Raw genomic sequence first — 13392 nt, 5'->3', positions numbered from 1 at the left:
ACGGAGTCGGGCCACGTGCGCCACGATGGACCCGTGCGCACCGCCCGAAGGTTCCTCGGACGCACGGCCGCCCTCGCCACGCGACTGCTCCTGCGCATCGGCCCCCATCGCCGGGTGCTGCCCCACGTCGCGCCCGACCTCAGGGTCCCGTCGCTCGCGCTCCCGCTGTCGGTCCGGAGCAGCCTGCACCTGGCGGTGCTGCGCCGGGCCATGACGCCCGGCTCGACCGTCGAGCCCGGCGTCGAGGTGACCGAGATCCACCTCGACCACGGCCGGGTCCTCGTGCATCGGCCGGCCGGTGGCGCGCCCGCCGCGGGCGCGCTGCTGTGGTTCCACGGCGGGGGCTACGTCGCCGGGCGGCCGGAGAACGACCAGCACACGTGCAGCTGGCTCGCCTCGAGGCTGGGCGTCGTGGTCGTCGCGGCCGAGTACCGGCTCGCACCGGAGGACCCGTTCCCGGCGGCGCTCGACGACGCCGTGGCCGCCCTGGACTGGTTGCACGACCATGCCGAGCAGCTGGGCGTCGACCCCGCCCGGGTCGCGGTGGGCGGGGCCAGTGCCGGCGGTGGGCTCGCCGCCGCCCTGGCGCAACGCGCCCTGGACGAGGGGCGCACACCGATCGCGTTCCAGCTGCTGGTCTACCCGATGCTCGACGACCGCACCGTCCGGCGACCCGTCAGCCGCCGGCCCCACCTCGTCTGGAACCCGCGGTCGAACCGCTTCGGCTGGACCGGCTACCTCGGGCATCCGGCCGGGCGGGACGCGGCACCGGAGTACGCGGCGGCCGCACGACGGGCCGACCTCTCCGGCCTCCCGCCCGCCTGGATCGGGGTCGGCGACATCGACCTGTTCCACGACGAGGACGTGGAGTACGCACGCCGGCTCACCGCGGCCGGGGTGCGCTGCACGCTGCACGTCGAGCCGGGGATGTTCCACGGCGCCGACTCCGGGTTCGGCGACGGCGCCGAGACGACGCGTCGCTTCCGCCGTGCCCTGCTCGCGGCCGCGCGGGCCGCGTTCACCGAGCCCGTCTGAGGATCAGGCGGGGGCGACCGGATCGAGCAGCCGGATCACGGGCGCCTCGGCCACGACCTCGGCCAGGCGCAGCGACAGGGCCTGGAAGGCGTCGCTCGAGCCGTGCGCGCGCAGCGCGTCCTTCGACGCCCACTCCTCGACCATCACGAACGCGGTGTCGTCGCGCCGCACCCGGTAGAAGTCGTAGCGCAGGCAGCCCTCCTCGGCGCGGACCGAGGTGAGGGCACCGGCGAGGATCTCCTCAAGCTGCTCGCCCTGCCCGGGCTTGGCGACGAACGTCGCCACGACCTCGACCTGCTCACTCATGACGGACCTCCTGCTGGTGGGGCGGCTCCTCGCTCGAGGGCTCGCCTGCACCGTAGCCGTGGGTCGACAGCGTGCCCACCTCCGGGGCGGGTCCCCGGATGAACGATGACGCGACCTGATCCGGACTCCTGCACCAGGAGGCCCGCCAATCGCACGAGATCCGGCCTCACGCCGCGTCTGGGTCGTCGCCGTCGTTGCAGTTGCGGGCCCGCCGGACCGTGGGACGGTGGAGGTCCCTGGTTCAGCCGGCAGCCGGGCGCTCCGTCGTCCGTGAGGAATCATGTCGATCTCGCCGTCGCGTCCGCCGCTGACGTCCAGCGACGTCCGCCAGCACGTCGCCGATCCGCTGCCGCTGCCCGGCGGCGGAGGCACGGCGCGCCGGTGGACCGCCCTCGCGGACATCGCCGCCGACGACCTCCCCCTGGTCAAGGTCGTGGAGCCGCACCACGACGCGGTCGCGATCATCGCCGAGCTCGGTGGGCCGACGCCCGGGGCCGACGAGATCTGGGCCGTGTGGGCCGCCGAACCCCCGTTCGCCGTGCTGCAGGCCTCGGATCGCGACGACAGCTGGACCCTGACCGGCACGAAGGCGTTCTGCTCGGGAGCCTCGCTCGTGACGCACGCCCTCGTCACGGCCCGGACCGACGACGGGAGCCGGATGTTCGCGGTCGACCTCGCCTCGAGCGGCATCACGCCCACCAGTGACGGCCCGGCCTGGTCAGGACCCGGCATGAGCCGCGCCGACACCGCGTCGCTCGCGTTCGACGACGTCCCCACTCGCCCCGTCGGCAGCGCGGGCGCCTACGTCGACCGGACCGGCTTCTGGCTCGGCGCGATCGGCATCGCGGCCTGCTGGCTCGGCGGCGCGCGCGGCGTCGCCGCGACCCTGGAGGATGCCGCCGGAACGCTGGGCCCGCACGCCCTTGCTCACCTGGGCGCCGTGCGCGCGGCGCTCGACACCTCGACGCTCGCGATGGACGCCGCCGCGGCGATCGCCGACGGGGAGCCGCTGTCGGTCGATCGCGCCGAGCGGCTCGCGCACGCGCTCCGCGCCCAGGCCGCCGAGGTCGCGGAGAGCGTCGTGAGCCACGTCGGTCGGGCCCTCGGACCCGGCCCCCTGGCGTTCGACGGAGCCCATGCCGAGCACGTCCACGACCTGCAGGTCTTCGTGCGGCAGCACCACGCCGAGCGCGATCTCGAGCGACTCGGGGCCCTGGGGGGCCGTCATGACTGACACCTGGCGGGACGCCCTGGCGGTCCTGCCGCTCGAGCGCCCCCACGACCCGGGCGGGCGTGTCCTCGTGCTCTCGGCGCACCCCGACGACGAGGTCCTCGCCGTCGGCGCCTGGCTCGCCTGCCAGACCGCCCGCCCGATCGCGTTCGTCACCGCCACCGACGGGGAGGCCTCGCACCCCGAGAGCACGTCCGTGACCTCCGAGGAGCTGCGCGAGCGGCGACCGCGCGAGCTGATCGACGCCCTCAGTCGCCTGGGCTTCACCGATCCCGAGGTCCACCGCCTCGGACTGCCCGACGGAGGGCTGACGACGGCGCGCGACGACCTGCGGGACTCGCTCGAGCCGCTGGTCCGCGCCGCCGACCTCGTGCTGGCACCGTTCGAGTCCGACGGCCACCCCGACCACGACGTCCTCGGCGAGGTCGCCCGCGAGCTGTGCGCCGACGGACCCGCGCTCTGGCGATTCCCGATCTGGACGTGGGTCTGGACGACCCCCACGGACGAGCCGTGGCTCCCGTCGGCCCGACGACTGGTGGCGGCCCCGGCTGCCCGCGACCTGAAGCGCCGGGCGCTCGACGCCTTCGTGACCCAGGTCCGGGCCGTGGGCGTGGATGCGGGCGACGCCGCCGTGGTCGACGACGCGCTCCTGCGTCACGCCACCGAGGCGCCCGAGGTCGTGGTCGTATGACCGACCCCGCCTACTTCGAGCGGATGTACACCACCTCCGACGATCCCTGGCACCTGGCCACGAACCCGTACGAAAAGCGCAAGTACGACGTCACCGTCGCCAGCCTGCCGCGGGAGCGGTACCGGCGCGCGTTCGAACCGGGTTGCTCGATCGGCCTGCTCACCGCCCTGCTGGCGCCGCGGTGCGACGAGCTGATCGCCACCGACACCGTCGCGGAACCTCTCGTCACGGCCCGGGCGACGGTGCCCGCGAGCCACGTGACCTTCGCGCAGTCGTCGCTGCCGGACTGGCCGGACGGCGAGCTCGACCTCGTGGTGCTCTCGGAGGTCCTCTACTTCCTCTCCGCCGACGTCCGGGCCCAGGTGCTGGCCCACGTGGTCAGGAGCCTCGGCGTCGACGGCCACGTCGTGCTGGTCGACTGGCGACACCCCTTCGACGAGGCCGCCTGCACGGGCGACGCGGCCCACGCCGAGTTCGGCGCCAGCCCGGGTCTCGCGCGCGTCGTGGAGCACGTCGAGGACGACTACCGGCTGGAGGTGTTCGGTCGTGCATGAGTCACCCGTCGAGCACGTCGCGGTCGTGATCCCGGCCCGCGACGAGGAGCGCACCGTCGCGGCGGCCGTCCACGCCGTCCAGACCGCCGCCCTCAACCTCCCGCCCGGCCTCACGGTCGACGTCGTCGTCGTGGCCGACGCCTGCGTCGACCGCACGGCCGAGGTCGCGCTCGCGGCCGGCGCGCACGTGCTGGTCGCGACCGAGGGGAACGTGGGAGCCGCCCGCGCCCTCGGGTGCGCCTGGGCCCTGGACCGTGCGGACGACGAGCGCGTGACCTGGCTGGCCTGCACCGACGCCGACAGCGTCGTGCCACCGCGCTGGTTGCTGTGCCAGCTCGACGCCGCGACGTCCGGGGCCGAGCTCTTCCTCGGGACGGTGGCCCTGCCTCGTGCGGACGCCGCGCGCCATCGGCGATGGCTGCGCACCTACCGCCGCCACCGTGCGCCCGGGAAGGGGACCGGCCACGGTCACGTCCACGGGGCCAACCTCGGTGTGCACGCCGCGGCCTACGTCGCGGCTGGGGGATTCCACGACCTGCCGGTGCACGAGGACGCCGACCTGGTCGAGCGCCTCCTGGCCGGTGGCGCCGTGCCGGCGTGGGCCGACGACGCCGCCGTCACGACCTCCGCGCGGCACCACTCCCGGGTCGTCGGCGGTGTCGCGACCGACCTCGCGGACACCGCAGCCTGACCTCAGCCGGTCCGGCGAGAGCTCCGGTCCAGACCCACGGGCGCGTCGACGCTGCCGTGGCCCCCGTCCCCGAGGAGGTTGACCACCGGGACGCGCACCTCGTCGAGGACGAGCACCGCGAGACCGCCCGGCTGGACCTCCTGGCGCCCGCCCACGACGTGGGTCGAGCGGTGGACCGTCACGCCGTCGGCGCTGCGCGGCACGAGGACCTGGCTCGTCCCGCGACCCGGGGCCGCGTCGGGGTCCGACTGACCCGTGACGACGAGGATCCGCACGTCGGGATTCAGGGCACCGGGCACCGCGGGCTGAAGTCCGGTGACCACGTACTCGTCGCCGTCGCGGACGATGCTCGTGCCGCGCGACGCCGACGCGAGCGACGACCGCACGCGGGCGTCCAGCAGCGGCTCGAGCCAGCGTCGCCTCTGCGCCGGTGTGCCGCGGGCCGAGAGCAACGTCATGACCCCGGTGTCCGGTTCCGCGCCGTTGATCGCGACCGGACCGATCGGGCTGGTCGCCGCCAGTCTCGCCAGCGGCTGATGCTCCTCACGCGTCAGTCCGGCCCCCGCGTCGCCGGGCAGGAACAGGTTCCACAGTCCCAGCTCCTTCGCCTCGTCCTGCAGCTCGGCCAGGACCGGCGGAGCCGTCCAGTGCCACGGGTCGTCCTGGAGCGCCAGCTGCTCGCGATAGGTCGCCTCGGCCGGGCGCACCGCGCGATCGAGGAACGCGCGAAGGGCGTCGAACATGCGACGCGGGGCGTCGTCGAGCCTGCTGTCCATGGCGATCTCCCAGTGGTAACTAAGCGCTTAGTTAGTTGAGCATCGACGACGGGCACCCCCTCCGTCAAGCACCCCTTCGGTCGAGCACCCCTTCGGTCAAGCATCGGGGCGTCAACGCGCGGGCGGCTCGGCACCGACGAGTCGCAGGCCCGCCTCGCTGACCCCGGCGGCCACCTGCTCAGCACTCCACTCGCCCTCGTCGCTGAACCAGCGGGCGATGTCGATGCACAACGAGATCAGGGTGACGACCGCCAGTCCCGCATCGGTCACGGTGAACACGCCGGCCGCCTGGCCTCGCTCCACGAGGTCGCGCACCAAGCGGCGCAGGTCCTGCCGCAGGGCCATGACCTCGGCGAGGTGCTCCGGACTCAGGGCTGGCAGCTCGTAGTTCACGATGCGCGCCGTGGTGTGGTGCACCGCCTCCCACCGCGCGAACTCGAACATCAGCGCGCGCAGCTGCTCCGCCGGGTCGTCGGGCGCCTGCTCGAGCGTCGAGGTGAGCAGCGCGAGCGTCGCCTCGTGGCCGTGGCGGGAGATCTGGAAGAGCAGCTCTTCCTTGGACCGGTGGTGGACGTAGACCGCACCCGGCGTGACGCCCGCTCCCGTGGCGATGTCACGGGTCGTGGTGCCGTGGAAGCCCTTCGCGGCGAACGCCGCGGTGGCTGCCTCGAGCAGGCGTCGGCTGGTCTCGCTCATGGTCCTCCTCGCCTCGCCGGGGCCGACGAGGATCGGCTCATCCTAGGACGCGAACGACGTCGTCAGCGGCGAGTCAGCCGCGTAGGAACGCCGCGAGCGCGACCACACCGACGAGCACGATGAAGATGCGGAGCGCCACGTCGGGCAGACGGCGGCCGTAGGCCGCACCGATCTGCGCACCGACGACCGAGCCGACCGCGATCAGGAGCACGACGAGCCAGTCGACGTCCGCGACGACGATGAAGATCAGCCCCGACACCCCGTTGGCCACGGCGGCGAGGATGTTCTTCAGCCCGTTGAGCCGCTGCAGGTCGTCGTCGATGCCGATGCCCATGACCGCCAGCAGGATGATGCCCTGGGCCGCGCCGAAGTAGCCGCCGTAGACGCCCGTCAGGCCGACCGCCGGCGGCGTCCACCAGGTGCCGTGCGCGGGCAGCTCGCCCCGGTCGGTGTTGCGCCGAGCCACGGCCGCCGAGATCCGTGGGCCCAGCACCACCAGGACGCAGCCCAGCACGATCAGCGCAGGGACGATGGCGGAGAACGCGCCAGCGGGAAGCACCAGGAGCAGCACCGCACCGGCGGCGGCTCCGAGGGCCGACGCCGGGATCAGTCGCAGGGCGCGCCGCGCCTGACCCTTCAGCTCGCGGCGGTAGCCGATGGCTCCCGAGATCGACCCGGGGACCAGGCCGATCGTGTTCGAGACGTTCGCGGTCACCGGTGGGATGCCGACGGCCAGCAAGGTCGGGAACGTGACCAACGTGCCGGAGCCGACGACCGCGTTGATCGTGCCCGCCGCGACCCCCGCGAGGACGATCGCGACGATCTCCGCGGGGCTCATGAGGTCCGACCCTAGGTGGTCCGGCGCTGACCGCCCGTGGCGGGCGAAGCCCCGCCCCTTGAGGTGCGAGGAACGAGCCTCGAAAGGGCGCGCCGCTCGTTCCTCGCGGCCCCACCGGCTCGTTCCTCGCCGGTGCCGGGCTGCGCCCGGGCGCCTGCCTCGCCTGCGGCTCGGCCCGTGGATCCTCGAAAGGGGTACGTCAGCCCCAACGTGACCGCGGTTTCGAGGCTCGCGCGCCAGAGCGCACTCGCACCTCAACCACCGGGGGTGACCACGTGCCGAGCGAAGCGAGGCTGAGCCGCCCGTGGCTCGCTCTAGCGAGCCACGGAAGCGAGCGCGAGGAACGAGCGCGCCGGCTCAACCACTGGGGTTGCGGGCGAAGCCCCGCCCCTTGAGGTGCGAGGAACGAGCCTCGAAAGGGGTACCGCAACCCAGAACCTGACCGAGGTTTCGAGGCTCGCGCGCCAGAGCGCACTCGCACCTCAACCACCGGGGGCGGCGGGCCCTAGGCTCGGGTCGTGAAGGACGTCCACGAGCGCAGCACACACGAGCGCACCGTGCTGGCGGTCGCCGTCCTGGCCTCCTTCGTGACGTTCCTCGACGGATCGATCGTCAACGTCGCCCTGCCCGACATCGCCCGCGAGCTCGACGGTGGCGTGACGCTGCAGGCGTGGGTCGTCGACGGCTACCTGCTGACCCTCGGGTCGTTGATGCTGGTCGCGGGCTCCCTTTCGGACACGTTCGGACGCCTACGGATCCTGACCGTCGGCCTGATCGGCTTCGCCGCGACCTCGCTCCTGGCGGCGCTCGCGCCGAACGGCGAGCTGCTCATCGCGGCGCGGGCGCTGCAGGGTGTGGCCGGTGCACTCCTCGTGCCGTCGAGCCTGGCCCTCATCACGGCGACGTTCAGCGGCCCGGCCATGGGTCGAGCGATCGGCACGTGGACCGCGTGGACCGGCACGGCGTTCCTCGTGGGCCCGCTGGCGGGTGGCGTCCTGGTCGACACGGTGGGTTGGCGCTGGGTCTTCGGCATCGTCGTCGTGCCGGCGGCAGCCACCCTGGCACTCGTCGCCCGCCTCCCGCGGGACGCGCACCGCGGCACCGACGGTCACGCCTACGTCGACTGGCTCGGCGCGGTCCTCGCGGTGCTCGGCCTCGCCGGCCCGGTCTTCGCGCTGATCGAGGGCCAGCGCATCGGGTTCGGCAACCCGCTCGTGGTCCTCGCGCTCGTCGGCGGGTTCGTCTGCCTCACGGCGTTCGTGGTCTGGGAGCGGCGCGCACGCCACCCGATGATGCCGCTGCGCCTCTTCCGGGTCCGGGCCTTCGCCGTGGGCAACCTCGCCACGATCGGCATCTACGCCGCGATCGGGCTCGGCACCCTGGCGATCCCTCTGCTGGTCCAGGAGGTCGGTGGCCTGTCGGCCACGGTCTCGGGACTCGTGATGCTGCCGCCGACGCTCATCTCCCTGCTCCTCGCGAGCCGGGTCGGCTCGCTCGCGGCGCGCCTCGGGCCGCGGTGGTTCATGACGGCGGGCCCGCTCATCGTGGCGGCGGGCTTCCTGTGGATGCTGACGGTCCGCGAACCCGTCGACGTCGCCTGGCAGGTCGTGCCCGGGGTGGTCCTGTTCGGCCTCGGCATCACGGTCACGGTCACGCCGCTGACCTCGACCGTCCTGGCCGAGGTGCACCCCGACGAGGCCGGCATCGCCTCGGCGGTCAACAACGCGATCTCGCGGGTGGCCGGCCTGGTCGCCGTCGCCTTCATCGGCGTGATCACCGGGGGCGTGCTCGACGTCGAGGGCTTCCACCGGATCGTCGTGGTCGTCGCGGTGCTGCTCGCGGCTGGGGCACTCGTGTCGGCCGTGGGCCTGCGGTCGATCAGAGCACCGGCAGCGGTGCCCTCCGACGTCGCAAGCTGATGACCGCGGTGACGGCGACGATGAGCACGGTGCCCACGAACGTGGTGGCGAGGATCGTGTCGTCGCCGTTGTCGCGCGCCGTGACGGCGATGCCGATCATCGCCCAGACACCGGCGACCGCGTAGGCGATCGGACCGCGAGCAGCGATGGTCAGCACGAGCAGCGTCGCGACGGCCAGTCCCAGCACGACGACCTGCCACGGGAGGTCGCCCGCGTCGAAGGCGCCGGCGTCGACCAGCGCGGTCGAGGCGTTGAGGAAGAACGCTGCGGTGACCCAGCCTGCGTAGAGGCCGACGGCGGCGCGCGTCAGCCGGCGCATCCAGGACGGCTCGATCTGCTCGCGCGCGACCACGAGCACCGCCACCACGGCAGCGGCGAACATGACCGCGAGCGCTGCCGCCGTGGCCAGGCTGCTGTCGAGACCGGCCAGCACGATCCACACCGCGCCGCCGAGGTACAGCACGAGCTGCGCGACCTGGCGTCGCTCGGAGCCGTGCGCGCCGGTGACCAGCGCCGCCGCGGCCTGCACGATGGCCAGCGTGTAGATGACGCCCCAGATCGAGAACGCCCACCCGACCGGGGTGATGAGCAGCTCCGGGCCGGACCCCTCGCCGGGCGAGGTCCCGGGTCCGTTGATCGTGACGAGCGGTGTGACGACCTGGAGGATCGCGGCCACGAGCACCGCGATCGGCAGGAGTCGGCGCTGCGCCGAGTTCGATCGATCTGAGTCGTGTGTCGTCATGATGTCCTCCGAGTACCCGTCCGCGTCGGAAGCATGAGCGGCACCGCCAGCACGACCGTGGCGCCGAGCGTGAGGAGCCGCCCCGTGGCCAGCGGTGAGACAGCGTCCGTTTCCGGGAGCGGAACGGACGCTGTCTCACCGCCGAGCGGACGAACGGGCGCTAGCTCACCGCCCGGGGGCAGGGGTCAGGCCTTCTTCTGCATGTCCGAGCGCGCGGGGTTGCCCTGCTCCCCGGCCTTCGGATCGGTCTCGTCGGCCTTCTCGCGCACGCCCGACTCGATCGCGGCGCCGAGGTCGGCGTCGATGTTGCGCCAGTACTCGAACGCGCGCGCCAGCACCGGCTCGCTGACCCCGTTCAGCAGGTGGCCCACCACGTTGTCGACCAGGCGTCCACGAGCGGCCTCGTCCATGACCTCGCGCACCAGGGCGCCGGCCTGCGTCCAGTCGTCGTCGTCCTCGCGCAGCGTGTACGCCGAGCGCACCATGTCGCCGTCGGCGTGCCACCGGCCGCCGTCGTCGGTGCGGCTCGGGTCGGCCGCGGGGCCGCCGTAGGAGTTCGGTGCGTACACCGGCGAGGTGGCGTTCTGCACCCGCATCGCGCCGTCCTTCTGGTAGTTGTGCACCGGCGACTTGGGCGCGTTGACCGGGATCTGCTTGTAGTTGACGCCCAGGCGCGCGCGGTGCGCGTCGGCGTAGCTGAACCCGCGGGCGAGCAGCATCTTGTCGGGCGAGAGACCCGTGCCCGGCACGATGTTGTTCGGCTCGAACGCGGCCTGCTCGATCTCGGCGTGGTAGTCGCTGACGTTGCGGTTCAACGTCAGCTTGCCGACCTCCTGCAGGGGGTAGTCGGCGTGCGGCCAGACCTTGGTGAGGTCGAACGGGTTGATCCGGTACGTCTTCGCGTCGTCGAACGGCATGATCTGCACGTGCAGCGTCCAGCTCGGGTGCTCCCCGGCCTCGATGTGCTCGAACAGGTCGCGCTGGTGGTAGTCGGTGTCGGCCGACGCCATCTGGTCGGCCTCGTCCTGGGTGAACGTCTCGATGCCTTGGTCGGTCTTGAAGTGGTACTTGACCCAGAACTGCTCACCGGCCTCGTTGATCCACGAGTACGTGTGGCTCGAGTAGCCGTTCATGTGCCGCCACGTGCGCGGAATGCCGCGGTCGCCCATGAGCCACGCGACCTGGTGCGCCGACTCCGGCACGAGGGTCCAGAAGTCCCACTGCATGTCGTGGTCGCGCAGGTTGTTGTCGAGGCGGCGTTTCTGCGAGCGGATGAAGTGCTGGAACTTCATGGGGTCGCGGACGAAGAAGACCGGCGTGTTGTTGCCGACCATGTCCCAGTTGCCCTCGCTCGTGAAGAACTTGAGCGAGAAGCCCCGCGGGTCGCGCCACGTGTCGGGGCTGCCGCGCTCGCCCGCGACGGTCGAGAACCGGGACAGCACGTCGGTCTTCGTGCCGGGCGCGAACACGGCCGCGCGGGTGAACGCCGTGACGTCCTCGGTGACCTCGAACGTGCCGAAGGCGCCGCCACCCTTGGCGTGCGGCTGACGCTCCGGGATGCGCTCCCGGTTGAAGTTCGCCATCTGCTCGATGAGGTAGTGGTCCTGCAGCAGCAGGGGCCCGTCGGGGCCGACCGACAGCGAGTGCTCGTCGCTGGCGACGGGGACGCCGGCGTCGGTCGTCGTGGCGGGGCGCTGGTCTTCGTCAGGCATGGGGTTCTCCTCGGTCGGCATGAGTCCGACAGGGGGTACCCGCCTGATCGCCGGCCACACGCTCCAGCTCGGGGAATCGGGTCGTCAGTCGTCGAATCCCACGAATCGCGCGGCCTCCGCGACGGGCCTGCGCCGCGAGACCACCCCGTTCGCCGGGAACGACTCCTCCGGCCACCCCATCGCGACGCACGTCTGGATCACCTGGTCGTCGGCGATCCCGGCGTGCTCGCGCACCACCGGGGACTGCATGATCCCCTGGCTGTTGATGACGCAGCCCAGGCCGCGCGACCAGGCCGCGTTGACGAGGGCGTTGGTGACCGCGCCGCAGTCAAACACCGCGATGTCGTTGCCCAGCAGCTCCCGGTCGTAGGTCACGACGACCGAGACGGGAGCGTCGAACTGGCGGAAGCCGCGCATGACCCAGTCCTGTCGGCGCTCGGCGTCCTCGCGGGCGATGCCCATGGCACCGAACAGCTGCTTGGCGATCTCGACCTGTCGCTCGCGGTGCTGCCCGGCGTAGGGCTCGCCCATCCGGAACTCCCGCGACTCGGGCACACCGGCCAGCATGCGCTCGGTGTTTCCCTCGCGGATCCGCTCGAGCGGCTCACCAGTGACGACGGTGAAGTTCCACGGCTGCGAGTTGAGCGACGAGGGCGCGCGCACGGCCAGTGCGATGATCTCCTCGACCAGCTCGCGCGGCACCGGCTCGGCGGTGAATCCGCGGATGCTGCGGCGCCCGTTCACGACGTCGTCGTAGGTGTCCATCAGGCCTCCAGGCGTGGATGCGGGCGGCGAACCGGCCTCGCCCCACGACCGTTCCCCCCGGGCGCTCGGACGCTACCACCGGCGACGGGCCAGGCCCGGCGGTGCAGTCGGCGCGGCCCTCGCTCATCAGGCGTCGGACTGGACCCGGCGGATGCGGGCGGCGAAGCCGTCGAGCACGTCAACGACTGCGGGGGCGTGCCAGACCCGGTTGCGGCCCTTCTGGGTCGCCTCGACCAGCGACCCAAGTTCCTCGAGCGCTCCGATCGCAGCCAACGCGGTCGGGACGGACACGCCCAACCGCTCCACGACGTAGCCGGTGTTGACGACTGGCTGGGACACCAGCAGGTCGTTGAGCCGCCAGACGGCCGCGTCCCTACGGGCCCGGATCTGGTCCGCCTGCTCGCCGCGCACCCGTGCCAGGTCGTCGACGAGGCCGCGGCCCAACGCTGCCGCGTCGATCGCGGCCTTGGCGAAGCGCGACACGATCGGCGCGGCGTCCCCATCCCGATAGGCGCCGAGCGCGTCGAAGTAGGCCCGTGTGTCGACCAGCAGACCCGCGCTGATGGGCACCACCGCCCGGGTCGTGACACCGCGTCCGGCGAGCAGGGCGTGCACGATCGCCCGTCCGGTGCGTCCGTTCCCGTCAACGAAGGGGTGGATCGTCTCGAACTGGGCGTGCACGAGTGAGGCCAGCACCAGGGGCGGGAGGTCATCGCGGCCCGCAAACTCGATCAGGTCGTCCAGGTCCCCGGCGATCCGACTGTGATGCGGTGGCACGAAGACCGCCCGGTGCGGACCATGGGCCGTCCCACCGATCCAGACCTGCGTCTCCCGCAAGCGCCCCGCGATGTCGGGATCGGCTCGGCCCAGCAGGGCGGCGTGCATCGCGAGAATGGTCTCCACCGACAGGCCGTCGCCCAGGTCACGGGCCGCGAGAGTAGCGGCCACGTTCGCCGCGACCAGCTTCGCATTCGCCGAGGAGTGCTCCCCGATGGCCTCCAGCGCGATCTTGCGTGCCCCGGCCGTGATGTTCTCGATCTGCGAGGACGATGCCGACTCGGTCCGCAGCAGCACCGACGCCAAGGGGCCGGTCCCGTCCACGGCCCCGCCGAGGACACCCGACAGGTGCTCGTCGAACCGGGCCAGCTCACTGGCTGCCTCCGAGCACTGCGTCAGCAACCTGGTCGGCAGGTTCACCTCGGCTCCGGCGATCCGCGGCAGCACCGCGGCCGGGTACGGACCGGAGTGGTCCCGGCGAGCCGTGCCGGACAGGTGCCCGCCTTCGGACACGGTCCACGGGCGCGACTCGTAGGCCACCGGCGCCCACCCGCGATTCAGCGCTGCAGCGTCCACGAGAGCCTCCTGACGAATGGCGCCGATCCTTGACTACGGCTCGTCAGTAGTAAAGGAAACAACCTTATCCTTGACTACTGTGC

General features: G+C 72.5%; 14 protein-coding genes. 6 read left to right on the top strand and 8 right to left on the bottom strand.

Annotation, left to right across the window (positions count from 1 at the left end):
- Nucleotides 1-33: 33 nt before the first annotated feature.
- Nucleotides 34-1035: an alpha/beta hydrolase fold domain-containing protein gene (locus V6S66_RS01730; RefSeq protein WP_334205055.1), complete on the top strand. Its 1002-nt coding sequence runs from the start codon at nt 34-36 to the stop codon at nt 1033-1035.
- Between the two features lie 3 nt (nt 1036-1038).
- Here V6S66_RS01730 and V6S66_RS01725 read toward each other — a convergent pair whose 3' ends face one another.
- A complete protein-coding gene (locus tag V6S66_RS01725; protein WP_334205054.1) occupies nt 1039-1341 on the bottom strand; it encodes a putative quinol monooxygenase in 303 nt (100 codons plus the stop codon).
- A 280-nt stretch (nt 1342-1621) separates the two neighbouring features.
- Between V6S66_RS01725 and V6S66_RS01720 the strand changes: the two genes are divergently transcribed.
- From V6S66_RS01720 to V6S66_RS01705, 4 genes are read left to right on the top strand one after another with little or no spacing between them, the layout of a single operon-like run.
- Nucleotides 1622-2575: an acyl-CoA dehydrogenase family protein gene (locus tag V6S66_RS01720; protein WP_334205053.1), complete on the top strand. Its 954-nt coding sequence runs from the start codon at nt 1622-1624 to the stop codon at nt 2573-2575.
- Nucleotides 2568-3263 carry a PIG-L deacetylase family protein gene (locus tag V6S66_RS01715; RefSeq protein ID WP_334205052.1) on the top strand — a complete coding sequence of 232 codons (696 nt, stop codon included), beginning with the start codon at nt 2568-2570 and terminating at the stop codon, nt 3261-3263. Before V6S66_RS01720 ends, V6S66_RS01715 begins: the two co-directional genes overlap by 8 nt.
- On the top strand, nt 3260-3817 hold the full coding sequence (locus tag V6S66_RS01710; protein ID WP_334205051.1) for an SAM-dependent methyltransferase: 558 nt from the start codon (nt 3260-3262) through the stop codon (nt 3815-3817). The genes V6S66_RS01715 and V6S66_RS01710 overlap by 4 nt, the downstream gene beginning before the upstream one ends.
- Complete coding sequence (locus V6S66_RS01705) at nt 3810-4508, top strand: glycosyltransferase (protein ID WP_334205050.1); 699 nt, start codon at nt 3810-3812, stop codon at nt 4506-4508. Before V6S66_RS01710 ends, V6S66_RS01705 begins: the two co-directional genes overlap by 8 nt.
- A gap of 2 nt (nt 4509-4510) precedes the next feature.
- Here the strand turns inward: V6S66_RS01705 and V6S66_RS01700 are convergent, their stop codons facing one another.
- The 3 genes from V6S66_RS01700 to V6S66_RS01690 all read right to left on the bottom strand — a co-directional run bounded on the left by V6S66_RS01700 (nt 4511) and on the right by V6S66_RS01690 (nt 6818).
- Entirely contained in the window at nt 4511-5284 is a 774-nt protein-coding gene (locus V6S66_RS01700) for an acyl-CoA dehydrogenase family protein (protein ID WP_334205049.1), read from the bottom strand.
- Nucleotides 5285-5395: 111 nt separating this feature from the next.
- Nucleotides 5396-5980: a TetR family transcriptional regulator gene (locus V6S66_RS01695; RefSeq protein ID WP_334205048.1), complete on the bottom strand. Its 585-nt coding sequence runs from the start codon at nt 5978-5980 to the stop codon at nt 5396-5398.
- A 73-nt stretch (nt 5981-6053) separates the two neighbouring features.
- Entirely contained in the window at nt 6054-6818 is a 765-nt protein-coding gene (locus tag V6S66_RS01690) for a sulfite exporter TauE/SafE family protein (RefSeq protein WP_334205047.1), read from the bottom strand.
- A gap of 518 nt (nt 6819-7336) precedes the next feature.
- On the opposite strand from V6S66_RS01690, the gene V6S66_RS01685 reads away from it, so the two are divergent.
- Nucleotides 7337-8737, top strand: a complete 1401-nt coding sequence (locus tag V6S66_RS01685) for an MFS transporter (protein WP_334205046.1) — start codon at nt 7337-7339, stop codon at nt 8735-8737.
- On the opposite strand, the gene V6S66_RS01680 is transcribed toward V6S66_RS01685, so the two are convergent.
- The 4 genes from V6S66_RS01680 to V6S66_RS01665 all read right to left on the bottom strand — a co-directional run bounded on the left by V6S66_RS01680 (nt 8697) and on the right by V6S66_RS01665 (nt 13309).
- Entirely contained in the window at nt 8697-9479 is a 783-nt protein-coding gene (locus V6S66_RS01680; RefSeq protein ID WP_334205045.1) for a hypothetical protein, read from the bottom strand. The genes V6S66_RS01685 and V6S66_RS01680 overlap by 41 nt on opposite strands.
- A gap of 185 nt (nt 9480-9664) precedes the next feature.
- Entirely contained in the window at nt 9665-11191 is a 1527-nt protein-coding gene (locus V6S66_RS01675) for a catalase (protein ID WP_334205044.1), read from the bottom strand.
- 84 nt (nt 11192-11275) lie between these two features.
- Complete coding sequence (locus V6S66_RS01670; RefSeq protein ID WP_334205043.1) at nt 11276-11956, bottom strand: nitroreductase family protein; 681 nt, start codon at nt 11954-11956, stop codon at nt 11276-11278.
- A gap of 126 nt (nt 11957-12082) precedes the next feature.
- Nucleotides 12083-13309: a Fic family protein gene (locus V6S66_RS01665; RefSeq protein ID WP_334205042.1), complete on the bottom strand. Its 1227-nt coding sequence runs from the start codon at nt 13307-13309 to the stop codon at nt 12083-12085.
- Nucleotides 13310-13392: the final 83 nt, after the last annotated feature.

This window comes from Aeromicrobium sp. Sec7.5, assembly GCF_036867135.1.
Classification (GTDB): Bacteria; Actinomycetota; Actinomycetes; order Propionibacteriales; family Nocardioidaceae; genus Aeromicrobium.
The sequence above is the reverse complement of the archived record's forward strand: the minus strand, read 5'-3'. Positions and strand labels throughout refer to the sequence as shown.